Genomic DNA, 24,796 nt, shown 5'->3' on the forward strand with positions numbered 1-24,796 from the left:
GCATCCGCCGCCCAAGAAAAAACGGTGCGGATACCCGGTTGGGTACCGCACCGATACGCGCCTCTCGCAGCAGCGTGGAAAACGTTGTCGAATCGTTCTTTGACGGCGCCTGATCAGAACAGATGCTGGATACCGGCGTAGACGCCGGTCTGGCTGCCGCCCGGATGCGGGTTGCCGGTCGACACGGCGGTGCCTGCATTGTTCGCGTTCAGGCCGAAGTTGGCCGTCGAGCTGTTGCGCACCGTGGCGACCTGGACGTCGAACAGCGTGCGCTTCGAGATGTTGTACGAGCCGCCGACCGTGTAGATGTTCGCGTTGCCGCCGCCGTGGTTCGCGTTCACGTGATACACGGCCGCGATCAGCGCCGCTGCCGGCGTGGCTTGCCACGTTACGCCGCCCCACACCTGTTGCGTACCGGTCACGCCGGCGTTCGCTGCCGGGCCGCCGCTGCCGTCGGCGCGCGATGCCTGGTAAGCCGCCTGAACCTTGAACTGGCCGAGGAACACGTTCACGCCCGCGAAGTATTCACGCGAGTAGTTGAACACGTCCGAGAAGCGACCGTTGCTGTCGCGCGTTTCGTCGTAGATGCCGCGCAACTGGAACAGCGAGTTCGTATAGGTGACCTGACCGCCCATGGCACGGCCGGGCGCGCCGGCCGTCGTGTTGCCGTTGAAGCTGGTCGAGTTCGAGAACGAGAACTGGCCGTAGAAGTCGAGGCCGTAGACCGACGGCGACTGGTACGACACGTTGTTGCTGGTCTTGTTCCAGTTGCGGCCGCGCACCAGCGAGGCCGTCGACCAGGCCGACTGGCCGAACGGGTCGAAGTCCCACACGCCGTTGGCGATCGCGAGTTCGCGACCCAGCAGCAGCGTACCGTAGCGGTCGTTCGAGATACCGACGGTCGCGAAACGATCCCAGATCGAGCCGCTCGTGCCGAGGCCGCCGTTCATCGTGTTGAACGCGCCTTCGAGGTGGAACAGGATCTTGTTGCCGCCGCCGATGTCCTCGCTACCCTTCAAGCCCCACAGGCTCGTGCCCCAGTCGCCGCTCTCCGCACGGTAGCGATGGCCGTCCTGCAGGCCGTTCATGTACTCGAGGCCGGCATCCAGGCGGCCATACAGCGTGACGCTGCTCTGCGCGTGCGCCGTCACCACCCCAGCAGCCATCAGCGCGGCCGCGACCAAAGCTTTCTTCATCATCTCCTCCATACCCTGTCAAAAAGTCAACCCAGACTGCACGAGATGCCCGGAGCGCGAGCGCCGGGCAAAAGCGGGATAACCAGGGAGACCTCGTGCAGGGCCGGTAAGCGCGGCACGCGGGCAAGCAGACGGAAAACCGTTGAGCGGTCCCGCGCAGCCGGGTCGGCCTGCGGGGTCTCCTTGTTGTGTCGTGAAGCTAAACTACATTTCACGAACTTCGTTTTGCTACTTTGGTTACTAATTTAGCAAAAATACAATTTTGTGGCGACGGAAATCGTTGTTTGACTAACCGCTGTCGCCAAATTGCCATGCAACACGGTGCGCGACAGGTGTCCCAAGGGTGCTCGATTACCGGAAAACCCTTGTGCCACAAGGGAAACGTGGTTTCCGCGGGCGTGGGTCAAGGATTGCCACTATTGACGTTGCCAGGGCGCCGGCGTAAGCGCGAAAGTCGCGAAATTGGTAAGTATTTCGTAATGATTCGGGCGATTGCCGCCATCGCCGGTCGACGCCGGGAACGTCCGTGCTGCCGCGTGCCGCGCTCAGTCCGGGCTCGGCCGCGCGTCGAGCATCTGCGCGCGAATCCAGCGGTGCGCATCGGTGCGCGCATGCTTCGCGTGCGAGTAGACCTTCACCGTGTAACGCGGGATCTCGAACGGCGCGGGGAAGATGCGGATCGGCGCCGCGTGCCGCAGCGCCTGCGCGGCGCGGTTCGGCACGGTCATCAGGAGTGCCGACTCCGCGATCACGAACGGCGCGGCCAGCACGGTCGGCAATTGCACGGCCACGTGCCGCGCGAGGCCGAGGCGATCGAGCACGTAGTCGACGACGCCGCGCGACTCGTTCCACGGCGTGACGACGACGTGGCGAGCCGCCAGATACTGGTCGAGCGTCAGCCGCCGGCGGATGTCCGGATGCGCGGCGCTCGCGATCACGACGTAGTCGTCGGAGAACCAGTCGAAGTCCTCGATGCCCGGCGCGTCGGCCGCCGATTCCTCGTGGTAGCCGAGCGCGAAGTCGATACGGCCGGCCGCGAGCTCGTCGACGGAAATCTTGCGGTCCGAATGGACGACGCGAATCCGCAGGTGCGGCGCCACGTGCTGGATGCGGGCCAGGAACGCCGGCAGTACCGCGAACGCCGTGTAGTCGGTCGCGGCGAACACGAACGTGCGGTCGCTGTGCGCCGGATCGAAGCGGCGCGCGCGGGCGAGCCCCTTCGACATCGCATCGAGCGCGTCGCCGACCCACGTGGCGATGTCGTCGGCGCGCACGGTCGGCTGCATCTCGTTGCCGAGGCGCACGAACAGCGCATCGCCGATCGCGTCGCGCAGCCGCGCGAGCGCGTGGCTCAACGCCGACGGGCTCAGCGCGAGTTCGTGCGCGGCCGCCGCGACCGACCGGTGGCGGTACAACGCGTCGAACACGAGCAGCAGGTTCAGGTCGAGGCGGCGCAGATCGGGATGCATCATGTTCAGGTCTGGATGAAGAAACTGCACTTCCTGCAGGCACGGCGCGAACGTAGCATGACGGTTCGAACGGCGCCAGTGCGGTTGCGCGGCGCCGCTTGTCCGTTTCACATCCGGGCCGGAGGAGGGCTCAACCCGTGCAAATCGATATTCGCTCCGCGACCGTCGCCGACGTGCCGCTGATCCTGCGCTTCATCACCGAACTGGCCGTCTACGAGAAGGCCGAGCACGAAGTCGTCGCCACGCCCGAATCGCTCGAACGCAGCCTGTTCGGCGAAGGCTCGCCGGCGCGTGCGCTGATCTGCGAGGTCGACGGCGAGCCGGCCGGGTTCGCCGTGTATTTCTTCTCGTATTCGACGTGGCTCGCGCGGCAGGGGCTGTATCTGGAGGATCTGTACGTGTCGCCGCGTTTTCGCGGCGCCGGTGCGGGGCTGCAATTGCTGAAGGCGCTCGCGCGGGTCGCGGTCGAGTCCGGCTGCGGGCGTTTCGAATGGAGCGTGCTCGACTGGAACGAGCCGGCGATCCGCTTCTACGAGCGCGTCGGCGCGGCGCCGCAGAGCGAATGGGTGCGCTACCGGCTGGCGGGCGACGAGCTGCGCGCGTTCGCCGACGGCGCGCCGGTGAGCGCCGCGTGACGGGTAAACGTGAAACGGGCGCCGCGCGGCGAACCGCGGGGCGCCCGTTCGGGCGTGGCGGGTGACGGGCGTTACTTGAGGCTGCCCGACAGGAACGCGCGCAGGCGCTCGCTCTTCGGATTCGCGAGCACCTCGGCCGGCACGCCTTCCTCCTCGACGCGGCCCTGGTGCAGGAACATCACGTGATTCGACACGTTGCGCGCGAAGCCCATCTCGTGCGTGACGACGATCATCGTGCGGCCTTCCTCGGCCAGCTTCTGCATCACCTTCAGCACTTCACCCACCAGCTCCGGGTCGAGCGCGGAGGTCGGCTCGTCGAACAGCATCACGTCCGGATGCATCGCGAGCGCCCGCGCGATCGCCACGCGCTGCTGCTGGCCGCCCGACAAATGCGACGGATACTGCTTCTCGACGCGCGGCGCGAGGCCGACCTTCTCGAGATACTCGCGCGCACGCTCCTCGGCTTCCTTCTTCGGGATGCCGAGCACGTTCACCGGCGCTTCCATCACGTTCTCGATCACGTTCATGTGCGCCCACAGGTTGAAGTGCTGGAACACCATCGACAGCTTGGTGCGCACGCGCTGCAGCTGCTTCGGATCGGCCGCGCGCAGCGCGCCCGTCTTGTCGAGCGCGGTGCGCACTTCCTCGCGATCGACGAAGATGCGGCCCGCGTTCGGCTGCTCGAGGAAGTTGATACAGCGCAGCATCGTGCTCTTGCCGGAGCCGGACGAGCCGATCACGCTGATCACGTCGCCCGAGTTCGCCTTCAGCGACACGCCTTTGAGCACCTCGTTGTCGCCGTACCGCTTGTGGAGATCGTCGACGAAAAGCTTCTGGGTCTGGGAGTTCATCAGTAATCCTGCGAAAACTTACTTGCCTTGCGGGCGCAGATACGCGAGCCAGCGGCGCTCGGCCTGGCGGAACAGCCACACGAGCGTGAACGAGATCACGAGGTAGAGCAGGGCGGCGATGCCGAACGCGTGGAACGACATGTAGGTCGCCGAGTTCACGTCGCGCGCGATCTTCAGGATGTCCGGCACGGTCGCGGTGAAGGCCACCGTCGTCGCGTGCAGCATCAGGATCACTTCGTTGCTGTACAGCGGCAGCGCGCGGCGCAGCGCCGACGGCAGGATCACGCGGCGATACATCGTGAACGGGGACATCCCGTACGCGCGCGCGGCCTCGATCTCGCCGTACGACGTCGCCTTGATCGCGCCCGCGAAGATTTCGGTGGTGTACGCGCAGGTGTTCAGCGTGAACGCGAGCAGCGTGCAGTGCATCCCGTCGCGGAAGAACGCATCGAGCATCGGCGTGCCGCGCACGGCCTGCAGGCTGTAGAGGCCCGTGTAGCAGAGCAGCAGCTGCACGTAGAGCGGCGTGCCGCGGAACACGTACGTGTACAGCCACACGGCGCCCGACAGCCATTTCTTCTTCGACACGCGCGCGACCGCGAGCGGCACCGACAGGCAGAAGCCGAGGCCGATCGACACGACCAGCAGCCACAGCGTGATCGCGACACCGGTGATGCGATAGCCGTCGGTGTACAGATAGTTGCGCCAGTATTCTTGGATGAGTTCGATCATAGGTCAGCCTTGCGGACGCCGGTCGAGTAGCGCTTTTCGAGCCACATCAGCACGAAGTTCGAGATCGTCGTGATGGCGAGGTAGACGGCGCCCGCGATCAGCGTGAAGAAGAAGAACCGCAGCGTGCCCTTGCCGGCGTCCTGCGACGCCTTCACGACGTCGGCCAGGCCGATGATCGACACGAGCGCGGTCGACTTCACGAGCACCTGCCAGTTGTTGCCGATGCCCGGCAGCGCGAAGCGCATCATCTGCGGGAACATGATCCGCGTGAATACCTGCCAGTTCGTCATCCCGTAGGCGCTGCCGGCCTCGAGCTGGCCGCGCGGCACGGACAGGAACGCGCCGCGGAACGTCTCGGTGAAGTACGCGCCGTAGATGAAGCCGAGCACGAGCACGCCGGCGAGGAACGGGTCGATGTCGATCTGGTCCCAGCCGAGCGCGTCGGTCGCCATGTTCAGCCAGATCTGCAGGCTGTAGAACAGCAGCAGCATCAGCACGAGATCGGGAACGCCGCGGATCAGCGTCGTGTAGACGGTGCCGACGCCGTTCGTGACGCGGTTGCGCGACAGCTTCGCGCCGGCGCCGAGCAGCCCCAGCAGGAACGACAGCGCAAGCGAAAGCACCGCCAGCTTGACGGTTTGCCAGGTGCCGGCGAGGATCAGCGGGCCGTAGCCTTGTAGAAACATATGGGGTCCCTGGTGTGGTCCCTGGGGGCGCACGCCGTGCGCCGCGAAAGACGCGCCCGCCAAGCTGCGCGGAACGCCCCGTGCGTATCATGACCGTCCGCCCCGGCAACGGTGCCGGGTCTACCCGTCGCGAGCGGCGGGCAAGGGGCGGGCGGCGCGTGGTTGACTGCCTGTACTGCGCGGACGCGGGGCCGCCCCCGCATCCGCTGCTTCTTCTTGTCCGCGTTCAGCGGGCCGGCGCCGAATAGACGCTGAACGAGAAGTACTTGTGCGACAGCCGGTCGTACGTGCCGTCCTTGTGCATGTCGGCCAGCGCCTGGTTGATCCTGAGCTTCAGGTCGGTATCTTCCTTGCGCAGGCCGATCGCGGTGCCGTCGCCGATCGTCTTCGGATCCTTCACTTCCGGCCCGGCGAACGCGAAACCCTTGCCGCGCGGCGTGCGCAGGAAGCCGTAGTCGGCCTGTAGCTCGTCCTGCAGCGTCGCGTCGAGGCGGCCCGTGCCGAGATCGGCATAGACCTGGTCCTGGTTCTGGTAGGGAACGATCGTCACGCCCTGCGGTTCCCAGTACGCCTTCGCGTACGATTCCTGCGTCGAACCCTGCTCGACGCCGACGCGCTTGCCTTTCAGCGACGCGACCGTCGGCCGCAGCGGCGAGCCGGCCTTCGCGATCATCCGTGCGGGCGCGTCATACACCTTGTCGGAGAAGTCGATCTGCTCGCGGCGCTTGTCCGTGACCGTCAGCGACGACACGATGACGTCGTACTTCTTCGCTTTCAGCGCCGGGATGATCCCGTCGAGATCCTGCGCCACCCACACGCATTTCACGTTGATCCGCTTGCAGATTTCCTTGGTGAGATCGACGTCGAAACCGACGATCTCGCCGCTCGGCGCGGTCGACTCGAACGGCGGGTAGCTGGCGTCGACGCCGATCCGCACGGTCTTCCACTCCTTCGCGAAGGCGCTGCCCGCCACGAGGGCGAGGGCGGCGCACAGGGCGGCCTTCTTCATTTCCATCCTTCTGTTGCTGACTTTCCGGGGGCGCTCGCGGCCGGTCGGACCGGGCGCCGCGGCGTATTCTAGACGGCCAAAAATCGCCGATAGGCGCTCTGGCGTGGGCGGCCGCCTCGAGGGCGAACGCCAAAAGGGCGGTATTTTACCCGAACGCGATACCCGGAAAACGGCAATCCGGCGCGATCGACCGATTCCTCGATTCGGCTGTTGCGGCAGTCGTGGCATTCGCAACGAATATTCCGGCAATTGGTGGCGTGCTTGCAACAATGAGGTGCATTGGCGGCGGATTGTGGCGCGTTCGGCGCCCCCCTACAGTGGAGGTAAACCCGAACAGAACACCTGCGCCCCCGAGCGTCCACCTCCATGTTCCAGATCCTGCGCGCCGAAGACCGCTGGCACACGCGCCACGGCTGGCTCGAATCGAGTCACAGCTTTTCATCCGCCTGCCGCACCGGGCATGAGCCCGCGCCGGTGCGTCCGCCCGTCGGCGCGTTGTGCGTGCTGAGCGAGGACCTGATCGCGCCGACGCGCGGTTTCGGGATGCAGCCGCGCCGCGACGTGGAGATCGTCGCTTACGTACTGGATGGCGTGCTTGCGCACCGCGACAGCCTCGGCTGCGGCGCGATCGTCCGAACCGGTGGCGTCCAGCGGATGAGCGCCGGCACGGGGCTCGTGCACAGCGAAACCAACGCGTCGCGCGACCGGCCGCTGCACCTGTTGCAGATCTGGCTGCAGCCGGCCGGGCGGGGCGGGCGGCCCGATTACGAGGCGCGGCGTTTCGCCGACGACGAGAAGCGCGGCCGGTTGAGGCTCGTCGCGGCGCCCGGCGGCGGCGACGGCGCGCTGTCGATGCGGGCGGACGCGCGCATCTTCGCGGGGCTGATCGACGGCGACGAGACGACGGCGTTCGACGTGCCGGCCGGGCGCAGCATCTACGTGCACGTGGCGCGCGGCGAGGTCGAGGTCAACGGCCGCGCGCTGGCGGCCGGCGACGGCGCGCGGATCGGCGGGGCGGACGCGGTGGCGTTCGCGCGCGGCCGGCTGGCCGAGGTGCTGCTGTTCGACGTCGCCTGAAACGAAAAAGGGGACGCAGGCCGGTGCCTGCGTCCCCTTCGGCGCCGCTGCGCAACGCGGCCCGCCCGCTTACTGCGCCGGCGCCGACGCACCCTTGGCGGCCGCGCGATGCTGCTCCCACCGCGCCTTCATCTTCTCGTGGCGCTGCTCCATGTTCGCGAACTGCTGCTTGAGCGCCGTGCTGACCATCGTCTTCTGCTGGTCGTTCAGTCCGTTGTAGAACGTGAGCCATGCGGCGGACGTCTGCTCGCGCAGTTGCGCGTTCTGCGCCTCGGCCTGCTGGCGCGCCGAATGCATCGCGCTCAGGTCGAGGATCGGCTGGTTCTGCTGCGCCTTGAACTGCTCGCGCATCTGCTCGTGGCTCTTGCGCATCGCGTCACGGTTCTGCTTCATCGTGTTGACGGCCGCCTGCCATTGCTGTTCCTGCGACGCATTGAGCTTCAGCTGGTCGTGCAGTTTCATGATCGCGCCGAACGGGCCGCCTTCATGCTCGCCGTGCATCCGGTGCATGCCGGGGCCGCCCGGCGGCGGCACGTCGTTGGGCTGCGCGGCATGCGCGGTGCCGAATGCGAGAGCGAGCAAGGCGGCGGCCGCGATGGCCACGCGGGAAGTCTTCTTATACATTTCAGAAACTCCTTGAATCCAAAGGGTCCGACGATGCGGTGCCGGGGAAGCCGGGTACCGCATCCGGTAAGACGCAGGTTAGCGATGCAGGCCCCGGCGGGTGTTACGCAGGGTGGCGGCCCGGTTACCGTGCATTACAGTTCCCTTGCGCGGTAACCCGCAGTAACCCTTTCGTCCCTTTGTTTCGTTCTTCGACTCCACCCTCGCGCGGTAAACTTCGAGCCATGACTACCCAGATCCTCATCGTCGACGACGACCAAGAACTCCGAGACCTGCTGCGCGACTATCTCGTGCGCCAGGGGATGGAAGTGTCCGTGCTGCACGACGCGGCGACGCTCGAGAAGCGCCTCGAGCGCGAGCGGCCCGACCTCATCGTGCTGGACCTGATGATGCCGGGCGTGGACGGCCTGACCGCGCTGCGCCAGTTGCGCGCGGCCGGCGACGACATCCCCGTGATCATGCTGACCGCGCGGGCGGACGACGTCGACCGCATCGTCGGGCTCGAGCTCGGCGCGGACGACTACCTCGGCAAGCCGTTCAACCCGCGCGAGCTGCTCGCGCGCGTGCAGGCCGTGCTGCGCCGCCGCCGCGCGACGCCGTCGGCCGCCGCCCCCGAGCAGCGCGAGCCGTTCGCGTTCGGCCGCTTCCTGCTCGATTTCCAGGCGCGCACGCTGTCGGTCGACGGCAAGCCGGCCACGCTGTCGAGCAGCGAATTCGCGCTGCTGAAGATCTTCGTGAACCATGCGCTGCGCACGCTCACGCGCGAGCGGCTGCTCGAGCTGCTGCATGGGCCCGAGTACGACGGCACCGACCGCGGCATCGACGTCCAGGTATGGCGCCTGCGCCGCATCCTCGAAACGGATCCGTCGACGCCGCGCTTCATCCAGACGGTCCGCGGGCGCGGCTACGTGTTCGTGCCCGACGGCGAGGCCCATGCGCAAACCCATTGATTCACTGTTCGGGCGGCTGGCGCTGCTCGTCGTCGGCGTCCTGCTGCTGTCGCACTTCGCATGGTTCTTCGCGATGCGGCTCGAGCGCAACCAGATGCAGACGCGTTATGCGGTCGAGGAGGCCGCGTTCCTCGTCGATGCGGTGCGCCAGCACGTCGCGCGCACGCCCGACCAGCCGCTGCCGTCGCGCGTGAGGCTCGTGTCGCCTGACAGCGCCGACGTGCCGAAGGGCGGCGATTCGGGGCTGCCGCCGCCGCTGAAGCGGTTTCGCGACGACGTGAGCGAGCGCATGCCGCCCGGCACGCAGGTCGAGATCGGCGCGCCCGGCCATCCGCCGGTGCTGTGGGTGAAGGAGCCGGCCGACCGCAACTGGATCGTGGTGCCCGTGCAGCCGCTGCGGCCGCCGCGCTCGCTCGACCGGATGCTGCTGTGGCTCGGCACGATCTTCTCGGCCGGCGTGATCGCCGCGCTGTTCGCCGCCTGGCAGTTGCAGCAGCCGCTGCGCTCGCTCGCGCGCGCGGTCGCGCGTTTCGGCCGCGGGCAGCCGGTGCCGCCGCTGCGCGAACGCGGCCCGCGCGAGCTGCGCCAGCTCACGCGCGGCTTCAATCAGATGGTGGAGCAGGTGTCGCAGGCCGAGAGCGATCGCGCGGTGATGCTGGCCGGCGTCGCGCACGACCTGCGCACGCCGCTCGCCCGGATGCGCCTGCGGGCCGAAATGATGGACGACGCGCGGTTGCGCGACGGCGTCGTGCGCGACGTCGACTCGATGTCGCACATCGTCGACCAGTTCCTGGTATTCGCACACGGCGGGGCCGACCGCAGCGAGCCGGTGCCGGTCGATCAGGCCTGCGAGCGGATCGCGCGCAGCTATCGTGCGGTCGCGCCGAACGCGCCGACGGTCCAGACGCGGCTGGAAGCCGATCCCGGCTTCCGGCTGCCGACGGCGACGCTCGACCGGATCCTGTCGAACCTGCTGGACAACGCGCATGCGTACGGTGCACCGCCCGTATTCGTCGAGACGGCGCGCACGCCGGCCGGCTACGTGCTGTCGGTCAGCGACAGCGGCGGCGGCATCGCGCCGCGCGACCTCGCGGCCGCCACGCGGCCGTTCGTGCGGCTCGATCCCGCGCGCGGCGGCAACGGCCACAGCGGGCTCGGGCTCGCGATCGTCGAGCGGCTCGTGCTCAGGCTGGGTGGCGCATGCGACATCGGCAATCGCCCCGAAGGCGGCCTGCGTGTGTCGATGACGTTCCCGTTCGAGGCCGTGCCGAAGGACGAACCTCACGAACAAGCCGCATGAGCGGCTGCGGCGCCTGCCCGGCCGGGCAGGCGCCGCGCGGCTTCATTCGCCGAACAGCGTGCCGAGCGTCTCGGCCGCATTGCTGTCGATCGTGTTGTAGGTCACCGTGGTGGCCTCGAAGATATAGACGGTCGTATACCGGCCGAGGCGCTCCAGGATTTCCTCCTGCAGCGATTCCGGCACGACGTTCATGTTCAGGTACCATGCCGTGGACGACAGCCGCGTCTGGAACGACCCGTACTCCTGCATCAGTTCATAGAACGCGTCGGCATCCTGATCGCGACAGACGATCACCAAGTTTCCTGCCATTCCCTTCCTCCCGCTCGTCGGTCGATCCCCGTGGCCTGTTGACAGAGGGCCGTGCACATTGCCGCGACACGGCCGAACCGGACCCGGGGGCTAGCCCCGATCATACCTGCTTCGCCGTATCCGGCTGCTGATGCCGCACAGGGTTTGTGGCCGCATGCGGGTGGCGGGTTCACGGCCGGGCCGGATCACGGCATAATTCGGGCCTGCGTGCCGGCCGCAGGACCGCGGCCGGGCCGTTCCGTACCGCGCGCCCGCCATCCGCCCATGCGCCGGGCACGATCCCTGCGCTGCCCGCGCCGTCCCGGACGGTTGTGCCTGAAATACAGGTTGGTGTAGTGTCGTGCCGTCGCGGCCCGGCTCGACCGGCCGCGGCCGCGTGTGCGCGCACGGCGCGCCGCGCGCGCGAAATCGCCAGTCAATCGAATTACCGCGCCCGTGCGCTTTGCCATGAATCAACATCGACTGCCGGCTTCGTTCGGCCTTACCGGGGAGGGCGCCTGATGAACGTCGGATTCTTCAATCCGAACCGGACCGCCAACGCATCCGCGTGGCGTGTGCTGCCGAATCGGTGGGACTTCATCGCCTTTCCGCTGATCATCTGCCTGATCGCGATGGCGGTGGTCGGCTTCCACGAAACGATGGCGCCGATCGGCGTGCTGCAGACGCAGAAGATCTCGCTCGATCCGTCGAACCTGCCCGAATACGCGCTGCGCACCACGCTGCGGATGCTCGCCGCGATGGTCGCGTCGCTCGCGTTCACGCTCGTCTACGGCACGCTCGCCGCGAAAAGCCGCCGCGCGGGCATGGTGCTGATCCCGATCCTCGACATCCTGCAGTCGGTGCCGGTGCTCGGCTTCATCTCGTTTACGGTCACGTTCTTCCTCGCGCTGTTCCCGAGCCGCGTGCTCGGCGCCGAGCTGGCCGCGATCTTCGCGATCTTCACGAGCCAGGCGTGGAACATGACGTTCAGCTTCTACCAGTCGCTGCGCACGGTGCCGCGCGATCTGGACGAAGTGTCGCGCGGCTTCCACCTGACGTCCTGGCAGCGCTTCTGGAAGCTCGAGGTGCCGTTCTCGATGCCGGGCCTGATCTGGAACATGATGATGTCGATGTCGGGCGGCTGGTTCTTCGTCGTCGCGTCCGAGGCGATCACCGTCGGCAACCAGACGATCACGCTGCCGGGCATCGGCGCGTATCTCGCGCAGGCGATCTCGGACAAGAACTTCGGCGCGATCGGCTGGGTGATCCTGACGATGACGGTCGTGATCCTCGCGTACGACCAGTTCCTGTTCCGCCCGCTCATCGCGTGGGCCGACAAGTTCCGGATGGAGAACACCGCGTCGGGCGATGCGCCGCAATCGTGGCTGCTGGACCTCGTGCGCCGCACGCGGCTGATTCATCAGCTGCTCGTGCCGGCCGGCTGGTTCTTCGCGAAGGCCGCGCGGATTCCGCTGCGCCTGCCGCTGTCGGGCGCGATGCGCTTCACGCTGCCGAAAGTCGAGAAGAAGGCGTCGCGCACGGTCGACATCGCGTGGGCCGGGCTCGTGCTGATCGGCACCGCCTATATCGTGTGGCGCGTCGTCAGCTTCGTCGCCACCGGCGTGACGATGGCCGAAGTCGGCCACGTGCTCGTGCTCGGGCTCATCACGCTGCTGCGCGTGGTCGTGCTGATCTCGATCGCGTCGGTGATCTGGGTGCCGATCGGCGTGTGGGTCGGGCTGCGCCCGAAGCTGGCCGAGAAGCTGCAGCCGCTCGCGCAGTTCCTCGCCGCGTTCCCGGCGAACCTGCTGTTCCCGGTGTTCGTGATCGTGATCGCGCGCTTCCACCTGAACGCGGACATCTGGCTGTCGCCGCTGATCGTGCTCGGCACGCAGTGGTATATCCTGTTCAACGTGATCGCCGGTGCGACGTCCTACCCGAACGACTATCGCGAAGCGGCGACCAACTTCCGCATCCGCGGCTGGCAGTGGTGGCGCCAGGCGATCCTGCCCGGCATCTTCCCGTACTACGTGACGGGCGCGATCACCGCATCGGGCGGCGCGTGGAACGCGAGCATCGTGTCCGAAGCCGTGCAGTGGGGCAGCACCCGGATCGAGGCGCACGGCCTCGGCGCCTACATCGCGCAGACCACCGCCGCCGGCGATTTTCCGAAGATTATCCTGGGCATCGCCGTGATGTCCCTGTTCGTCACCCTGTTCAACCGCCTGCTGTGGCGCCCGCTGTATGCCTTCGCCGAAGCGAAGCTGCGGCTCGACTGAGACCGATTGAGAGCGAAACGCGATGCACAATCCGAATGCTGTAAACGCCCCCGTCCAGACGTCCCAGCCGCCGCGCCCCGGTGAAGAAATCCTGCGCGTCGAGCACGTCTGCCGCGGTTTCAACAAGACACAGGGCGAGCTGCTCGTGCTCGACGACGCGAACCTGTCGCTGCGCGAAGGCGAGATCGTCGGGCTGCTCGGCCGGTCGGGTTCGGGCAAGTCGACACTGCTGCGCATCATCGCCGGGCTGATCGAGCCGACCGGCGGCGAAGTGACATACCTCGGCAAGCCGCTGCGCGGGCCGGCCGAGGGTGTCGCGATGGTGTTCCAGACCTTCGCGCTGTTCCCGTGGTTGACCGTGCTGCAGAACGTGGAAGCCGGGCTCGAAGCGCTCGGCGTCGGCGCGCGCGAGCGGCGCGAGCGTGCGCTCGCGGCGATCGACCTGATCGGACTCGACGGCTTCGAGAACGCGTACCCGCGCGAGCTGTCGGGCGGCATGCGTCAGCGCGTGGGCTTCGCGCGCGCGCTCGTCGTCGATCCGACGATCCTGCTGATGGACGAGCCGTTCTCCGCGCTCGACGTGCTGACCGCCGAGACGCTGCGTACCGATTTGCTCGATCTGTGGACGCAAGGCCGCATGCCGATCAAGTCGGTGCTGATCGTCACGCACAACATCGAGGAAGCGGTGTTCATGTGCGACCGCATTCTCGTGCTGTCGTCGAACCCGGGCCGCGTGATCGCGGAGATCAAGGTGCCGTTCAAGCACCCGCGCAATCGTCTGGATCCGGCGTTCCGCAAGCTCGTCGACGACATCTACGCGAAGATGACGGCCCGCCAGACCGGCGAGGCGACGAAGAAGGGGCTCGAGCTCGGCAGCTGGCTGCCGCAGGTGTCGACCAACCTGATGGCCGGCCTGATCGAGACGCTCGCGATGGCGCCGTACCATGGCCGCGCGGACATGCCGGAAATCGCGCGCACGCTGCACCTCGAGGTCGACGACCTGTTCCCGATCGCGGAAGTACTGCAGTACCTCGGCTTCGCGGACGTGCGCGAAGGCGACGTGTTCCTGACGCCGCCGGGGCGCGTGTTCGCGGAGTTCGGCACGCAGGAACGCAAGCTGATGTTCGCCGATCACTTGCTGAAGCACGTGCCGCTCGCCGCGCGGATCAAGAAGGTGCTGAACGAGCGCCCGGGCCATCGCGCGCCGCGCGTGCGCTTCGAGCAGGAGCTCGAGGATTTCCTGTCGGACGGCGCGGCCGAGGAAACGCTCGACGCGGTGATCGACTGGGGGCGGTACGGCGAGATCTTCTCGTACAACGACCAGACCGAGATCTTCAGCCTCGAGGACGTCGAGTCCTGATGTGATCGGGGAGCTCGGTGTAACTACGTATCGCAGAATCCCAGGCGCCACGCACGATGCGCGGCGCATCGCGTCGTTACTGCAAATTCCCCCACCGATCGACGGCCGGTTCCGCCGACGCCCACTTCCAGTGCGTGCCTTGCTGGCACGCATTCGCGAAATACCAGTCGGCCTTGTCGCCGTCCTTCACCGAGAACGCGAATTCCTTGCACAGCGCGAGCGCCGACGAGTACGCGCGCGTGACGCGCACTTCGCCTTCGCCGTTTTCCAGCGGCAGCGTGTTCTTCACCTTCCACGGCTTCACTTCGCCGACGGCCAGGCTGCCGGCTGTCTTCGCGATCGCGTCCTGCTGGTTCTGATGAAGCTGCTTCATCGTGCGGTTGACGGCTTCGTCGGTCGCGGCCTGCACGGCAATCCCGACGCCCACGCCGACCGCCGGGTTCGCGGTGACGAGGCCCGTCGCCGCGCCGGCCAGCGCACCGCTCGCCGCGCCGACCGAGCCGCAGCCCGACAGCGCGAGCGTCGCCGCGCACAGCGCGCCGATCGCCGCGATACGGATCGCCACGCTCATTGCAGCGCGCCCCAGCGCTCGGTCGCCGGTTCCGCCGACGCCCATTTCCACACGGGGCCGTCGCGGCAGATGGTGGCGACGTAGAACGCCGATTGCGCGGGCTTGTCGGCCTTCGCCGGCGTATCGACCGCGAACACGATTTCCTTGCAGTCGAGCGGGCCGACGCTGATCATCCGGCTGACCGTCACGCGGCCCTGCTCGTCGTCCTCGATCGGGAACGAATGGTGCGTCGACCACGGCGCGACGCCGCCGACGTCGAGCGGGCCGGCCGCCTTCGCGATCTGTTCCTGCGTGTAGCGGTGCGCGACGCGTTGCGTGTACTGGACGCCCGCCCGTGCGCCGGCGACGGCGCCGAGGCCGATGCCGGTGGCGACGGCGGCGTTGTTGGTGACCTTGGAGGCGATCGCGGCGCCCGCGATACCGGCGCCGGCCGTCGCGCCTTCGCTGTACAGCGAATTGCAGCCGGACAGCAGTGCGGCCGCGGCGATCACGGCCAGCACGACGCGCGCCGGCGTGGCCCGGCGCGGCGATTCGAAGCGAATGTTCATCCCTGAGTGCAAGTCCTGTCTGGGTGAGCGGCGACGCATGCACGCTCCTGATGCCGCGTCATTGTTTCGCAATTGTCATGGGAAAACTGCAAAGCTTTGACAAATCGCCGTGCGGCGGGCCGCGTGCGCGCGGGCGGCGTTATTGTCGAATAGATGAACGACGAGGGGTCGAAACGTTACAAATTGAAGGTAATTGTTACCTTCGGATGCGATCGCGCGACCTAGACTGTTTTGTTATGGAATGTTTCTACGACGGCCTCGAGCCGCGCCGCATATGAGACACCCAGCCATGCGCCGTTCGAAACGGTTGTCACACCGGCCACCCGACGCGGCGGCCGGCCATCCGGAAGACCGCCCGCGTCCGCGGACCGACGCGCCATCGGCCCCGCCCGCGGGCGCGCCGGACGAGGCGCCGTCGGACGGCGACCACAACCAGGGTGGTGCTCGCCCGGAAGGGCTCGACTATCAACGCGACCTCGGTCAGGAGCAGGACGCTTGATACGGTCGTCGCCGCATTCCACCGCCGTATTTCATTGCAATTCTCGGAACTGAGTCGCCGCGCGGCCGCCTTCGGGCCGCCGCGCCTGCTTTGGCGCGCGTCGCGCGTCAGCCAATCGAATCGAGGAGGGGAAGTCGCATGAGCAGATTGATCGTGGTATCGAATCGTGTCGCCGCCGGCGAGGACACGCGCCCGAGCGCGGGCGGCCTGGCCGTCGGCGTGATGGACGCGCTGCGGGAAACGGGCGGCGTCTGGTTCGGCTGGAACGGCGAGATCGTCGGTGCGCCGGACGCCGAGCCCGCGATTCAGCGGGACGGCAACGTGACCTACGCGACGGTCGGCCTGACCCGGCGCGACTACGACCAGTACTACCGCGGCTTCTCGAACGCGACGCTGTGGCCGGTGTTCCATTACCGCGGCGATCTCGCGCGCTTCGACCGGCAGGAGTACGCCGGCTACCTGCGCGTGAACGCGATGCTCGCGAAGCAGCTCGCGGCGCTGTTGCGCCCGGATGACCTGATCTGGGTGCACGACTACCACCTGCTGCCGTTCGCGCACTGCCTGCGCGAGCTCGGCGTGAAGAACCCGATCGGCTTCTTCCTGCATATCCCGTTTCCGTCGCCCGACGTGCTGCGCCTCGTGCCGCCGCATGAGGAACTCGTGAAGTTCATGTGCGCGTACGATGTCGCGGGCTTCCAGACCGAGGCCGACAAGCAGGCCTTCACCGACTACATCGAGCGGCGCGGCATCGGCGCGGCGAGCGACGACGGGATGCTGCATGCGCACGGCCGCGTCGTGAAGGTCGCGGCCTATCCGATCGGCGTGCATCCCGACGCGATCGCGCAGGCGGCCATCCAGTACGGCGCTCGCAAGCCGGTGAAGATGCTGCGCGAGGCGCTGGGCGACCGCAAGCTGGTGATGAGCGTCGATCGCCTCGATTATTCGAAGGGGCTCGTCGAGCGCTTCCAGTCGTTCGAGCGGATGCTCGCGAATGCGCCGGGCTGGCAAGGGCGCGTGTCGCTGCTGCAGATCGCGCCGCCGACGCGTTCCGACGTGCAGACCTACCAGCAGATCCGCGAGACGCTGGAAGGCGAGGCCGGCCGCATCAACGGCCGCTTCTCGCAGCTCGACTGGACGCCGATCCAGTATCTGAACCGCAAGTACGAGCGCAACCTGCTGATGGCGTTCTTCCGGATGTCGCAGGTCGGCTACGTGACGCCGCTGCGCGACGGGATGAATCTCGTCGCGAAGGAATACGTCGCGTCGCAGGATCCGGCCGATCCGGGCGTGCTCGTGCTGTCCGAGTTCGCGGGCGCGGCGGCCGAGCTGACCGGCGCGCTGCTCGTCAATCCGTACGATCTGTCGCAGATGGCCGAGGCGCTCGAACGCGCGCTGTCGATGCCGCTCGCGGAGCGGCAGGCGCGTCACGAGGAGAACCTCGCGCGGCTGCGCGAGAACGACCTGTCGGTCTGGCGCGACACGTTCGTCGCCGACCTGCGCAGTGTCGCGGCGGCGGCGTCGGTCACGCGGCGCGCGGGCCAGCGGGCCGCGCATGCGTGAGTTCGCGCAGCGTGCGGCGAGTGACGACGAAGAAGCCGACGACGCAACCGGCCGCTTCTTCGTCGTGACGGGCGGCCCGGGTTCGGGCAAGAGCACGTTGCTCGATGCGCTCGAGCGCGCCGGGTTCGCACGTTCGCAGGAAGCCGGGCGCGGCGTGATCCGCGACCAGATGGCCGTCGACGGTCCGGCGCTGCCGTGGCGCGACCCGGCTGCGTTCGCCGAGTTGATGCTGAGCTGGGAGATGCGGTCCTACCATCTCGCGCGGCACGCGCGCGGGCCGGTGTTCTTCGACCGCGGCGTGCCGGACGTGATCGGCTACCTGAAGCTGACCGGCTTGGCGGTACCCGCGCACGCGGAAGCGGCGGCGCGGCGTTTTCGTTATCACCGGCGCGTGTTCATCGCGCCGCCGTGGCCCGACATCTATGCGCAGGACACCGAGCGCCGGCAGGATTTCGCGGAAGCGGTGCGGACCCATGACGCGATGGTCGATTGCTATACGTCGTACGGCTATCGGCTGATCGAGTTGCCGCGCGCGAGCGTGAAGGCGCGCGTGCGCTTCGTGATGGACACGCTCGACGCCGCATGACACCCGCCGCGGGTGCGGCGCGCGACGGTGTCAGGCCGCCGGGTCCGGCGGCGGCGACGCGATGCGCAGCAGGCTGACGACCGCGGCCACCGCCGCGAACACCGTGGCGACATAGAGTGCGATCGTCGGCCCGCGATCGGGCGCGAGCCCGAAAATCAGCGCGACGAGCGCGGCGCCGAACGTCTGGCCCGTCAGGCGCGCGGTGCTCAGCATGCCGCCGGCGCCGCCGCTGCGCTCGCGCGGCGCCGACGACAGCATCGCGCGGTTGTTCGGCGACTGAAACAGTCCGAAGCCCGCGCCGCACAGCGCCATCCGCCACACGATGTCGACCGTGCCCGGGTGCGCGCCGATCGTCGCGAGCGACAGCAGCCCGGCTGCAAACAGCGCAAGCCCGATCCCGCCGAGCATGCCGGCCGAATAGCGGTCCGACAGCACGCCCGCGAGCGGCGCGGCGAACACGATCACGAGCGGCCACGGCGTCATGTAGAGGCCCGTCTCGACCTGCGAGAAGCCGAGCGAATGCTGCAGCCAGAACGGCAGCGCGACGAACGCGAGCATCTGCGACGTGAACGACGCCATCGACGTGTAGATCGACAGCGCGAACATCGGGATGCGCATCAGGTCGACGGGCAGCAGCGGCGCCGGCTGCGACAACTGACGCTTCACGAAGAAGTAGCCGACCACGCCCGCGATGGCCAGTTCCGCCGCGACGTACGCATGACCTTCGCCGTGACCGAGCCCGTCGACGGCCGTGATCAGGAGGCCGAACACGCACGCGTTCATCAGCGCGCTCGGGAAGTCGTACGGCGCGTCGTGCAGCGGGTTGGCCGGCAGCGCGCGCAGGCTGCCGAGCACGGCCGCGATGCCGATCGGCACGTTGACCGCGAAGAGCCACGGCCACGACGCGAACGACAGGATCGCGGACGCGACCGTCGGGCCGATCGCCGATGACAGCGCGACCACCATCGCGTTGATCGACAGCCCGCGCCCGAGCATCGACGACGGGTAGATCATCCTCACGAGCGCCGCGTTGACGCTCATGATGCCGGCCGCGCCGAACCCCTGGATCACGCGCATCACCGCCAGCATCGGCAGCGAGCCCGCCAGCGCGCAGCCGAGCGACGCCGCGGTGAACAGCGCGAGCCCGGCGATGTAGATGCGGCGATAGCCGATGCGCTCGCCGAGCGACGCGAGCGGCAGCAGCGTGATCGTGACCGCGAGCTGGTACGCGTTGACGATCCAGATCGACGCGGCGTCGGACGCGTGCAGGTCGCGCGCGATGGTCGGCAATGCGACGTTCGCGATGGCGCCGTCGAGCACGGCGAGCGTGATGCCCAGGGCGACGCAGACGATCGCCCAGTAGCGTTGCGGAAGCGGCAGGCCGGTATCGGCGTTCATGGCGGGAGCGAGAGCAGGGTTGTCCGCGCACCCGCTTGCCGGTTGCGTGCGCAACCATGTACGCGGGGGGCGGCGATGAACGGCCCGGCCGGCGCGGCTGCACCGGGGCGGGGCCGGTCGAGTGTATCACCGGGCCGCATCGTGCGACGCCAAGCCGCGAGGTGGCCGGCTGGCGCGCGCATTCAGCCTTCGAAGTCGAGACCGCCGAGCCGCACGAGCGGCTCGGCCTGCGTGCGCGACGCGAGATCGATGTCGCGCGCGCTTTGCCATGCGCCGAGCTTTCTCGGCAGCGCGGCGAGGTAATGCTCGAAGCGTTGCGGGCCGTCGGGTTCCATCAGCCGCTCGATCTCGTCGGTGTCCCACGTCAGTTCGAGATTCAGCGGACGCACGAAGCCGCTCACGTGCTCGTGCGGCGCGCTGCGGATCTGCACGCGCGTCGGGTGCCCGTGCCCGCCATAGGGGACGACGTCGGCCCGCACGTGGTCGGCGAAGAACGCGGCGATCGCCTGCGCGATGCGCGGCGCGAATTCGGTATCGAAACGGCGGGCGGTTTCGGGCTGCATGAAGGCGTCTCCTGTGTGCCGAAAATCGTAGCACGGCGACGACGCGTTTCGGCGTGGGCAATACCGGTAATCGCGCGTTACCACTTGCTGCATCTATTACGGCCGCGTCCCGCCACAATGCATCGCATCCAGTACCACTTCGCGTGGGAGTCCATCATGAAAAAGATTGCCGCAGTGTGTGTCCTCGCCGGTTCGCTCGCGGTGGCGGGGCCGGCGTCCGCGCATGGCCGCGACGGCGGCGCCGTCATCGGCGCATTAATCGGCGGCGCGGTGCTCGGCGCGATCGTGACGTCCGCGATGAATCCGCCCGTCGCGTATCAGGCGCCCGTGTACCAGGCGCCGGCCTATCAGCCGCCGACGTACTACCCGGCGCCCGCATACCAGCAGCCGGCCTATCCGACCTACCAGCAGGCGCAGTACCAGGACGACGGCCCGAACTATTGCTACGACCGCTACCAGCGCGCGTACGTGTGCGGTGCGCCCGTGTCCGGCGGCTACGCGCGGCCGGCCGGCTGGTAAGCGGGCCGCGCGCGAGCGCGGTTCCGGGCCGGTCGGGCCGGCGCCCGCCGGCGTTGGCTTTGCCGGGCCGGACGACGAAAGGCCCTCGTTTCATGCGAGGGCCTTTCGTCGTTTGCGTGGCCATTCTGTGGCCGGAGTAATGCGCCGCCGGCCATCGGCGGGCCGTGCGTGGATACAAACGGTTGCAATTGAACGTCAGTGGCGATGACCGCCGCCGTCGCCGCGACCGTGTCCGCCGCCACCGCCTTCGTTCCAGTCGCCACGGCGTCCGCCGCCGCGCCACCAGCCGTTGCCGCGGTTGCCGTCCCAGCGATGGTGGTCGCGCCGGCCGCGATCCCAGTCGCGTCCGCCGCCACCGCCCCAGATGTTGACCGTGCCGTACACGGGGGACGGGGCGTACGCATAGCCGGGATCGGAATAGTAGGGCTGCCCGTAGCCGTATCCGGCGTCCGGGGCGACGACGCAGCCGGCCAGCAGGGTAGCGACGCCGGCGGCAGCAATGAGCTTGAGCATGATGTTCTCCGTTGATTGCGCTATAAGTACCGCGCTCGGGGATTGCCGGCTGTTTGCAATTGTGTCGCCAAATTACAGCTCCGTAAGGTCTTGCGACGAAAGTGTTAGCATCCGGGGCTCATTGGTTTTTCAGGAGCACATCGATGAAATTCGCGATCCGGGCCGCGCTGGCCGCCTTCTGCGTGACGACCGCCGCCGCAAGCGTGGCCGCGCCTGCCTCCGCGCCTGCCGTATCCGCCGAGTCGATCAAGATGTTTCCGCAGGCAGCGGCCGGCCAGCAGCGCGCCGTGATCGCGCTGCCCGCGCTCGAGAACGAAGGCGATGCGCGCGTCGAGCTGATGATCGGCAAGACGTTGCAGACCGACTGCAACCAGCATTGGTTCGGCGGCGAGCTGACCGCCGAGGATGTGAAGGGGTGGGGCTACACGTATTACCGGCTCACCGACGTGAAGGGGCCGGCATCGACGTTGATGGCGTGCCCGGGCCAGGCGCCGCAGCAACGGTTCGTGCAGGTGCGCGGCGACGGTCAGCTGCTGCGCTACAACAGCCGCCTGCCGCTCGTCGTCTATGTGCCGGACGGCTTCGACGTGCGCTATCGCGTGTGGCATGCGTCGAAGGACGTGCAGCAGGCTGCGAAGCAGTAACCTTTCCTTCGGCGGTGCCCTGCCGCTATCTATGCACCGGCCGCGCTGCTCGTGCCGACGAGCGCCGGCCATGCGGCCAGCGCGGCCTGCGCGACGGCCTCCAGATCGCGGCGGCTCGCGCCGTCGCGCGCCTGGATCGACATGCCTTGCTGAACCGTCACGTAGTAGCGGGCGATTGCGTCGAGGTTCGCGTGCGTTGATATTTCGCCTGCCGCGACGCCTTGCACGAGGCGTTCCCGCAGCGCGTCCACCGTGCCCTCGCGCATCGCGATCAGCGTTTGCCGGACCATATCGGAACGTTCGGCCGGATGCAGCGCCGACAGCACGATCAGGCAGCCGGCCGGCTTCGAGCGCCGCGTGAACACGCGTGCGGTATCCATCAGGTAGCTGCGCACGGCCTCGTACGCGCTGGCCGCCCGTTCGACGCCGCCCCAGATTTCCCGCCCCTCGGTTGCGCGGTAATGCTCGAGCGCTTGCCGGAACAACGCTTCCTTGCTGCCGAAGGCCGCATACAGGCTCGGCGACGCGATACCCATCGCGGCCGTCAGGTCCGTCATCGACGCCCCTTCGTAGCCGAGACGCCAGAACACCTCCATCGCGCGATCCAGCGCCGCTTCCTTGTCGAAGCTTCTCGGTCGGCCTCGTTCAGCCATTGTGTCCGTTCCTTCGTCGATATCTGTATCGATCGATAAAATAAATCAATTGACTGCGCGGTGCAACGTGCCACATTCTGTGTCGGTCGTTACATAAATTGGGAAAGGAACCGACATGAATCGACTTCAAGGCAAGCGTGCACTCATCACGGGCGGCAGCCGCGGCATCGGCGCGGCGATCGCGAAACGGCTGGCGGCCGATGGCGCGGACGTGGCGATCACGTATGAAAAATCCGCCGAGCGGGCGAAGGCCGTCGTCGCCGGCATCGAAGCCCTGGGCCGCAGAGCCATTGCGATCCAGGCCGACAGCGCCGATCCGGTGGCGGTGCGCAACGCGGTCGATCGTGCCGCGGAAGCGTTGGGCGGCCTCGACATTCTCGTCAACAACGCGGGGATTTTCCGGGCCGGCGCGCTGGACGACCTCACGCTCGACGATATCGACGCGACGCTGAACGTGAACGTGCGCGCTGTGATCGTCGCGTCGCAGGCGGCGGCGCGGCATCTCGGGGAGGGCGGGCGCATCGTGTCGACCGGCAGTTGCCTCGCGACGCGCGTGCCCGATGCCGGGATGAGCCTTTATGCGGCGAGCAAGGCCGCGTTGATCGGCTGGACGCAGGGGCTCGCGCGCGATCTCGGCTCGCGCGGCATCACGGTCAACGTCGTGCATCCGGGGTCGACCGATACCGACATGAACCCGGCCGACGGCGAGCATGCCGATGCGCAGCGTGCGCGGATGGCGATTCAGCAGTACGGCAAGGCCGACGACGTGGCCGCGCTCGTGGCGTTCGTCGTCGGGCCGGAAGGGCGGTCGATCAACGGGACGGGGCTGACGATCGACGGCGGCGCGAACGCGTAAAGGCCGATGCCCGGCGTGAGCTGGCCGGGTGGGAGGTGTGTGTTCGCGCGCCCTACTGGCAGCCGAGGCGCTGGTGCTCGGCTTCCAGGTCGGCCCGTTTGTCGTAGGTGCGCAGTTCGTTGCGCGGCTTGCCGTCCGGGCCTGTTCCTCGCACGACCTTCTGGCCGCGGTCGGGCGAATGCGTGACCGCGTCGATGCCGGCGGCCAGTTCCCGGCAGCGGGCGTCGGGGGAGGTGCTTTCCGGGTGCGGGGCTGCCGAAGCCGTGACGTTGGCGATGCCGGGGCTGACGTAGCGCTGTTTGGCGGGAGCCGAGCCGGTGTCGGCGGCGTTTGCCGCGGCGGTCATCGCTGAAAGCGCGGCGAGCGCCGCGATCGTTCGAATCATTCGAGAATTCCTTGTGTTGAACCGAAGAAGGTTCGGAATTCTACGCAATGTTCGGTGCATGTCCGCGGCGAACGGGCGACGTGCGATTGTGTGTCGCACGTCGTGGCGAGCGCTCGATTGCACCATCTTCGTGTACCGCGCCGCGCGCGCAAGCAATATTCCCCAGACAGCAAAAAGCCCGCTTGCTTTCGCAAAGCGGGCTTCGGTATTTGGTTGCGGGGGTAGGATTTGAACCTACGACCTTCGGGTTATGAGCCCGACGAGCTGCCAGACTGCTCCACCCCGCGGCGCGAAGTGTACTTGGGTCGGTGCGCGGAGTCAAACGATTCGTGCAAAGACGGGCTGATGTCATATCGGGCCTGTTCCTTGAAACCCCTGCCACGCAGGGGAGCCGATGCGTGCAGCCGCAAATTTTTTACACTCGCCACAATATTCGCGCGCCTGAAACGTCTTCAGACGCATGGAACCGCCACCCACTTCGCAAACGATGACCGACCCCGACCGCGACATCACTGCGACAGTGATGCGTGAGCGAACGAGGCTAGGGAACTTCATTCGGCGCCGGATCCGCGACCCGGACGATGCCGAGGACGTTCTGCAGGATGTGCTTCACGAATTCGTGCAGGCTTATCGGCTTCCTGCGCCAATCGAACAGGCGAGCGCATGGCTGTTCCGTACCGCGCGCAACCGCATCATCGATCGTTTCCGCAAGAAGAAGGAACAGCCGCTGACCGATCTGACCGATGCCGACGACGAAGCGGACAGCGAGTATCGCCTGGATCTCGCGCTACCGGCACACGATGCCGGCCCTGAAGCGCTCTACGCTCGCACGCTGCTGCTCAAGGCGTTGCAGGATGCGCTCGACGAGTTGCCGACGAATCAGCGCGAGGTTTTCATCGCGCACGAACTGGAAGGGCTGTCCTTCAAGGAACTGGCCGCGCAGAGCGGCGTCACGCTCAATACGCTGCTCGCGCGCAAACGCTACGCGGTCCTGCATCTGCGTGCTCGACTGCAACCCATTTATGACGAACTGGATATCTAGAGG

Annotated in this window: 28 protein-coding genes and 1 tRNA gene; 13 read left to right on the forward strand and 16 right to left on the reverse strand. The window is 67.6% G+C overall.

Features of this window, described 5'->3' with window-relative positions; all coding sequences use genetic code 11:
* Positions 1-113: 113 nt before the first annotated feature.
* Together QZM15_RS22245 and QZM15_RS22250 are read right to left on the reverse strand one after the other, a co-directional pair.
* Positions 114-1,199, reverse strand: coding sequence for a porin (locus QZM15_RS22245; protein WP_059576905.1), 1,086 nt, complete (start codon positions 1,197-1,199; stop codon positions 114-116).
* Between the two features lie 542 nt (positions 1,200-1,741).
* Positions 1,742-2,668 carry a LysR family transcriptional regulator gene (locus QZM15_RS22250; RefSeq protein ID WP_226222658.1) on the reverse strand — a complete coding sequence of 309 codons (927 nt, stop codon included), beginning with the start codon at positions 2,666-2,668 and terminating at the stop codon, positions 1,742-1,744.
* Positions 2,669-2,802: 134 nt separating this feature from the next.
* Here QZM15_RS22250 and QZM15_RS22255 point away from each other — a divergent pair, with 134 nt between their 5' ends.
* Positions 2,803-3,300: a GNAT family N-acetyltransferase gene (locus QZM15_RS22255; RefSeq protein WP_059646352.1), complete on the forward strand. Its 498-nt coding sequence runs from the start codon at positions 2,803-2,805 to the stop codon at positions 3,298-3,300.
* Between the two features lie 71 nt (positions 3,301-3,371).
* On the opposite strand, the gene QZM15_RS22260 is transcribed toward QZM15_RS22255, so the two are convergent.
* The 4 genes from QZM15_RS22260 to QZM15_RS22275 all read right to left on the reverse strand — a co-directional run bounded on the left by QZM15_RS22260 (position 3,372) and on the right by QZM15_RS22275 (position 6,578).
* Positions 3,372-4,151, reverse strand: coding sequence for an ABC transporter ATP-binding protein (locus tag QZM15_RS22260; protein ID WP_302107251.1), 780 nt, complete (start codon positions 4,149-4,151; stop codon positions 3,372-3,374).
* A gap of 18 nt (positions 4,152-4,169) precedes the next feature.
* Positions 4,170-4,883, reverse strand: coding sequence for an ABC transporter permease (locus QZM15_RS22265; protein ID WP_059576621.1), 714 nt, complete (start codon positions 4,881-4,883; stop codon positions 4,170-4,172).
* Positions 4,880-5,569, reverse strand: a complete 690-nt coding sequence (locus QZM15_RS22270) for an ABC transporter permease (protein WP_006489645.1) — start codon at positions 5,567-5,569, stop codon at positions 4,880-4,882. The genes QZM15_RS22265 and QZM15_RS22270 overlap by 4 nt, the downstream gene beginning before the upstream one ends.
* A 226-nt stretch (positions 5,570-5,795) precedes the next feature.
* The gene (locus tag QZM15_RS22275) at positions 5,796-6,578 is read right to left on the reverse strand and encodes an ABC transporter substrate-binding protein (RefSeq protein WP_059576902.1); all 783 of its coding nucleotides are present in this window, start codon (positions 6,576-6,578) and stop codon (positions 5,796-5,798) included.
* A 366-nt stretch (positions 6,579-6,944) separates the two neighbouring features.
* Here QZM15_RS22275 and QZM15_RS22280 point away from each other — a divergent pair, with 366 nt between their 5' ends.
* On the forward strand, positions 6,945-7,655 hold the full coding sequence (locus QZM15_RS22280; RefSeq protein ID WP_302107252.1) for a pirin family protein: 711 nt from the start codon (positions 6,945-6,947) through the stop codon (positions 7,653-7,655).
* Between the two features lie 69 nt (positions 7,656-7,724).
* Here QZM15_RS22280 and QZM15_RS22285 read toward each other — a convergent pair whose 3' ends face one another.
* Complete coding sequence (locus QZM15_RS22285) at positions 7,725-8,279, reverse strand: periplasmic heavy metal sensor (RefSeq protein ID WP_302107253.1); 555 nt, start codon at positions 8,277-8,279, stop codon at positions 7,725-7,727.
* A 224-nt stretch (positions 8,280-8,503) separates the two neighbouring features.
* On the opposite strand from QZM15_RS22285, the gene QZM15_RS22290 reads away from it, so the two are divergent.
* Complete coding sequence (locus tag QZM15_RS22290) at positions 8,504-9,229, forward strand: response regulator (RefSeq protein ID WP_006493394.1); 726 nt, start codon at positions 8,504-8,506, stop codon at positions 9,227-9,229.
* A complete protein-coding gene (locus QZM15_RS22295; protein WP_059576612.1) occupies positions 9,213-10,529 on the forward strand; it encodes an ATP-binding protein in 1,317 nt (438 codons plus the stop codon). Before QZM15_RS22290 ends, QZM15_RS22295 begins: the two co-directional genes overlap by 17 nt.
* Before the next feature lie 42 nt (positions 10,530-10,571).
* Here QZM15_RS22295 and QZM15_RS22300 read toward each other — a convergent pair whose 3' ends face one another.
* Positions 10,572-10,838: a hypothetical protein gene (locus tag QZM15_RS22300; RefSeq protein WP_011545926.1), complete on the reverse strand. Its 267-nt coding sequence runs from the start codon at positions 10,836-10,838 to the stop codon at positions 10,572-10,574.
* Between the two features lie 500 nt (positions 10,839-11,338).
* Between QZM15_RS22300 and QZM15_RS22305 the strand changes: the two genes are divergently transcribed.
* Positions 11,339-13,096, forward strand: a complete 1,758-nt coding sequence (locus tag QZM15_RS22305; protein ID WP_027813839.1) for an ABC transporter permease subunit — start codon at positions 11,339-11,341, stop codon at positions 13,094-13,096.
* A gap of 22 nt (positions 13,097-13,118) precedes the next feature.
* Positions 13,119-14,456, forward strand: coding sequence for an AAA-associated domain-containing protein (locus QZM15_RS22310; RefSeq protein WP_059576606.1), 1,338 nt, complete (start codon positions 13,119-13,121; stop codon positions 14,454-14,456).
* A gap of 76 nt (positions 14,457-14,532) precedes the next feature.
* Here QZM15_RS22310 and QZM15_RS22315 read toward each other — a convergent pair whose 3' ends face one another.
* Entirely contained in the window at positions 14,533-15,027 is a 495-nt protein-coding gene (locus tag QZM15_RS22315; protein ID WP_059576585.1) for a hypothetical protein, read from the reverse strand.
* A complete protein-coding gene (locus QZM15_RS22320) occupies positions 15,024-15,575 on the reverse strand; it encodes a hypothetical protein (protein WP_059646366.1) in 552 nt (183 codons plus the stop codon). Before QZM15_RS22320 ends, QZM15_RS22315 begins: the two co-directional genes overlap by 4 nt.
* A gap of 289 nt (positions 15,576-15,864) precedes the next feature.
* On the opposite strand from QZM15_RS22320, the gene QZM15_RS22325 reads away from it, so the two are divergent.
* The 3 genes from QZM15_RS22325 to QZM15_RS22335 all read left to right on the forward strand — a co-directional run bounded on the left by QZM15_RS22325 (position 15,865) and on the right by QZM15_RS22335 (position 18,220).
* Positions 15,865-16,074: a hypothetical protein gene (locus QZM15_RS22325; protein ID WP_081083214.1), complete on the forward strand. Its 210-nt coding sequence runs from the start codon at positions 15,865-15,867 to the stop codon at positions 16,072-16,074.
* A gap of 138 nt (positions 16,075-16,212) precedes the next feature.
* Entirely contained in the window at positions 16,213-17,634 is a 1,422-nt protein-coding gene (gene otsA / locus QZM15_RS22330) for an alpha,alpha-trehalose-phosphate synthase (UDP-forming) (RefSeq protein WP_060311941.1), read from the forward strand.
* Positions 17,627-18,220 carry an AAA family ATPase gene (locus QZM15_RS22335; protein WP_099316945.1) on the forward strand — a complete coding sequence of 198 codons (594 nt, stop codon included), beginning with the start codon at positions 17,627-17,629 and terminating at the stop codon, positions 18,218-18,220. Before otsA ends, QZM15_RS22335 begins: the two co-directional genes overlap by 8 nt.
* A 30-nt stretch (positions 18,221-18,250) precedes the next feature.
* Here QZM15_RS22335 and QZM15_RS22340 read toward each other — a convergent pair whose 3' ends face one another.
* Both QZM15_RS22340 and QZM15_RS22345 read right to left on the reverse strand, forming a co-directional pair.
* Entirely contained in the window at positions 18,251-19,618 is a 1,368-nt protein-coding gene (locus QZM15_RS22340; protein ID WP_059576575.1) for an MFS transporter, read from the reverse strand.
* A gap of 182 nt (positions 19,619-19,800) precedes the next feature.
* Positions 19,801-20,181, reverse strand: a complete 381-nt coding sequence (locus QZM15_RS22345) for a DUF5594 family protein (RefSeq protein WP_302107254.1) — start codon at positions 20,179-20,181, stop codon at positions 19,801-19,803.
* Positions 20,182-20,298: 117 nt separating this feature from the next.
* Between QZM15_RS22345 and QZM15_RS22350 the strand changes: the two genes are divergently transcribed.
* The gene (locus tag QZM15_RS22350) at positions 20,299-20,700 is read left to right on the forward strand and encodes a hypothetical protein (RefSeq protein WP_060311945.1); all 402 of its coding nucleotides are present in this window, start codon (positions 20,299-20,301) and stop codon (positions 20,698-20,700) included.
* A gap of 195 nt (positions 20,701-20,895) precedes the next feature.
* On the opposite strand, the gene QZM15_RS22355 is transcribed toward QZM15_RS22350, so the two are convergent.
* Complete coding sequence (locus tag QZM15_RS22355) at positions 20,896-21,213, reverse strand: hypothetical protein (RefSeq protein WP_302107255.1); 318 nt, start codon at positions 21,211-21,213, stop codon at positions 20,896-20,898.
* A 143-nt stretch (positions 21,214-21,356) separates the two neighbouring features.
* Between QZM15_RS22355 and eco the strand changes: the two genes are divergently transcribed.
* The gene (gene eco / locus QZM15_RS22360) at positions 21,357-21,857 is read left to right on the forward strand and encodes a serine protease inhibitor ecotin (protein ID WP_059576564.1); all 501 of its coding nucleotides are present in this window, start codon (positions 21,357-21,359) and stop codon (positions 21,855-21,857) included.
* A gap of 29 nt (positions 21,858-21,886) precedes the next feature.
* Here the strand turns inward: eco and QZM15_RS22365 are convergent, their stop codons facing one another.
* A complete protein-coding gene (locus tag QZM15_RS22365) occupies positions 21,887-22,510 on the reverse strand; it encodes a TetR/AcrR family transcriptional regulator (protein ID WP_226290237.1) in 624 nt (207 codons plus the stop codon).
* A 115-nt stretch (positions 22,511-22,625) separates the two neighbouring features.
* On the opposite strand from QZM15_RS22365, the gene QZM15_RS22370 reads away from it, so the two are divergent.
* On the forward strand, positions 22,626-23,366 hold the full coding sequence (locus tag QZM15_RS22370) for an SDR family NAD(P)-dependent oxidoreductase (RefSeq protein ID WP_302107256.1): 741 nt from the start codon (positions 22,626-22,628) through the stop codon (positions 23,364-23,366).
* Positions 23,367-23,418: 52 nt separating this feature from the next.
* Here QZM15_RS22370 and QZM15_RS22375 read toward each other — a convergent pair whose 3' ends face one another.
* Together QZM15_RS22375 and QZM15_RS22380 are read right to left on the reverse strand one after the other, a co-directional pair.
* Positions 23,419-23,751, reverse strand: a complete 333-nt coding sequence (locus QZM15_RS22375) for a hypothetical protein (protein ID WP_302107257.1) — start codon at positions 23,749-23,751, stop codon at positions 23,419-23,421.
* A gap of 210 nt (positions 23,752-23,961) precedes the next feature.
* Positions 23,962-24,038: transfer RNA gene (locus QZM15_RS22380), tRNA-Met, on the reverse strand.
* Positions 24,039-24,211: 173 nt separating this feature from the next.
* On the opposite strand from QZM15_RS22380, the gene QZM15_RS22385 reads away from it, so the two are divergent.
* Positions 24,212-24,793 (forward strand): RNA polymerase sigma factor, encoded by a 582-nt coding sequence (locus QZM15_RS22385; protein ID WP_124659343.1) that lies wholly within the window; start codon positions 24,212-24,214, stop codon positions 24,791-24,793.
* Positions 24,794-24,796: the final 3 nt, after the last annotated feature.

The sequence above is a fragment of the Burkholderia sp. AU44665 genome (assembly GCF_030504405.1).
Taxonomy (GTDB): domain Bacteria; phylum Pseudomonadota; class Gammaproteobacteria; order Burkholderiales; family Burkholderiaceae; genus Burkholderia; species Burkholderia semiarida.

Bases quoted from the DNA above. Each gene is read 5' to 3' on its own strand.
- QZM15_RS22305 (WP_027813839.1), top strand. From the start codon at position 11,339: ATGAACGTCGGATTCTTCAATCCGAACCGGACCGCCAACGCATCCGCG.
- QZM15_RS22335 (WP_099316945.1), top strand. From the start codon at position 17,627: ATGCGTGAGTTCGCGCAGCGTGCGGCGAGTGACGACGAAGAAGCCGAC.
- QZM15_RS22310 (WP_059576606.1), top strand. From the start codon at position 13,119: ATGCACAATCCGAATGCTGTAAACGCCCCCGTCCAGACGTCCCAGCCG.
- QZM15_RS22285 (WP_302107253.1), bottom strand. From the start codon at position 8,279: ATGTATAAGAAGACTTCCCGCGTGGCCATCGCGGCCGCCGCCTTGCTC.
- QZM15_RS22375 (WP_302107257.1), bottom strand. From the start codon at position 23,751: ATGATTCGAACGATCGCGGCGCTCGCCGCGCTTTCAGCGATGACCGCC.
- QZM15_RS22270 (WP_006489645.1), bottom strand. From the start codon at position 5,569: ATGTTTCTACAAGGCTACGGCCCGCTGATCCTCGCCGGCACCTGGCAA.
- QZM15_RS22260 (WP_302107251.1), bottom strand. From the start codon at position 4,151: ATGAACTCCCAGACCCAGAAGCTTTTCGTCGACGATCTCCACAAGCGG.
- QZM15_RS22350 (WP_060311945.1), top strand. From the start codon at position 20,299: ATGCATCGCATCCAGTACCACTTCGCGTGGGAGTCCATCATGAAAAAG.
- QZM15_RS22250 (WP_226222658.1), bottom strand. From the start codon at position 2,668: ATGATGCATCCCGATCTGCGCCGCCTCGACCTGAACCTGCTGCTCGTG.
- QZM15_RS22355 (WP_302107255.1), bottom strand. From the start codon at position 21,213: ATGCTCAAGCTCATTGCTGCCGCCGGCGTCGCTACCCTGCTGGCCGGC.
- QZM15_RS22385 (WP_124659343.1), top strand. From the start codon at position 24,212: ATGGAACCGCCACCCACTTCGCAAACGATGACCGACCCCGACCGCGAC.
- QZM15_RS22315 (WP_059576585.1), bottom strand. From the start codon at position 15,027: ATGAGCGTGGCGATCCGTATCGCGGCGATCGGCGCGCTGTGCGCGGCG.
- QZM15_RS22245 (WP_059576905.1), bottom strand. From the start codon at position 1,199: ATGATGAAGAAAGCTTTGGTCGCGGCCGCGCTGATGGCTGCTGGGGTG.
- QZM15_RS22370 (WP_302107256.1), top strand. From the start codon at position 22,626: ATGAATCGACTTCAAGGCAAGCGTGCACTCATCACGGGCGGCAGCCGC.
- QZM15_RS22290 (WP_006493394.1), top strand. From the start codon at position 8,504: ATGACTACCCAGATCCTCATCGTCGACGACGACCAAGAACTCCGAGAC.
- QZM15_RS22265 (WP_059576621.1), bottom strand. From the start codon at position 4,883: ATGATCGAACTCATCCAAGAATACTGGCGCAACTATCTGTACACCGAC.
- QZM15_RS22340 (WP_059576575.1), bottom strand. From the start codon at position 19,618: ATGAACGCCGATACCGGCCTGCCGCTTCCGCAACGCTACTGGGCGATC.
- QZM15_RS22320 (WP_059646366.1), bottom strand. From the start codon at position 15,575: ATGAACATTCGCTTCGAATCGCCGCGCCGGGCCACGCCGGCGCGCGTC.
- QZM15_RS22365 (WP_226290237.1), bottom strand. From the start codon at position 22,510: ATGGCTGAACGAGGCCGACCGAGAAGCTTCGACAAGGAAGCGGCGCTG.
- QZM15_RS22325 (WP_081083214.1), top strand. From the start codon at position 15,865: ATGCGCCGTTCGAAACGGTTGTCACACCGGCCACCCGACGCGGCGGCC.
- eco (WP_059576564.1), top strand. From the start codon at position 21,357: ATGAAATTCGCGATCCGGGCCGCGCTGGCCGCCTTCTGCGTGACGACC.
- QZM15_RS22345 (WP_302107254.1), bottom strand. From the start codon at position 20,181: ATGCAGCCCGAAACCGCCCGCCGTTTCGATACCGAATTCGCGCCGCGC.
- QZM15_RS22280 (WP_302107252.1), top strand. From the start codon at position 6,945: ATGTTCCAGATCCTGCGCGCCGAAGACCGCTGGCACACGCGCCACGGC.
- QZM15_RS22295 (WP_059576612.1), top strand. From the start codon at position 9,213: ATGCGCAAACCCATTGATTCACTGTTCGGGCGGCTGGCGCTGCTCGTC.
- otsA (WP_060311941.1), top strand. From the start codon at position 16,213: ATGAGCAGATTGATCGTGGTATCGAATCGTGTCGCCGCCGGCGAGGAC.
- QZM15_RS22275 (WP_059576902.1), bottom strand. From the start codon at position 6,578: ATGAAGAAGGCCGCCCTGTGCGCCGCCCTCGCCCTCGTGGCGGGCAGC.
- QZM15_RS22300 (WP_011545926.1), bottom strand. From the start codon at position 10,838: ATGGCAGGAAACTTGGTGATCGTCTGTCGCGATCAGGATGCCGACGCG.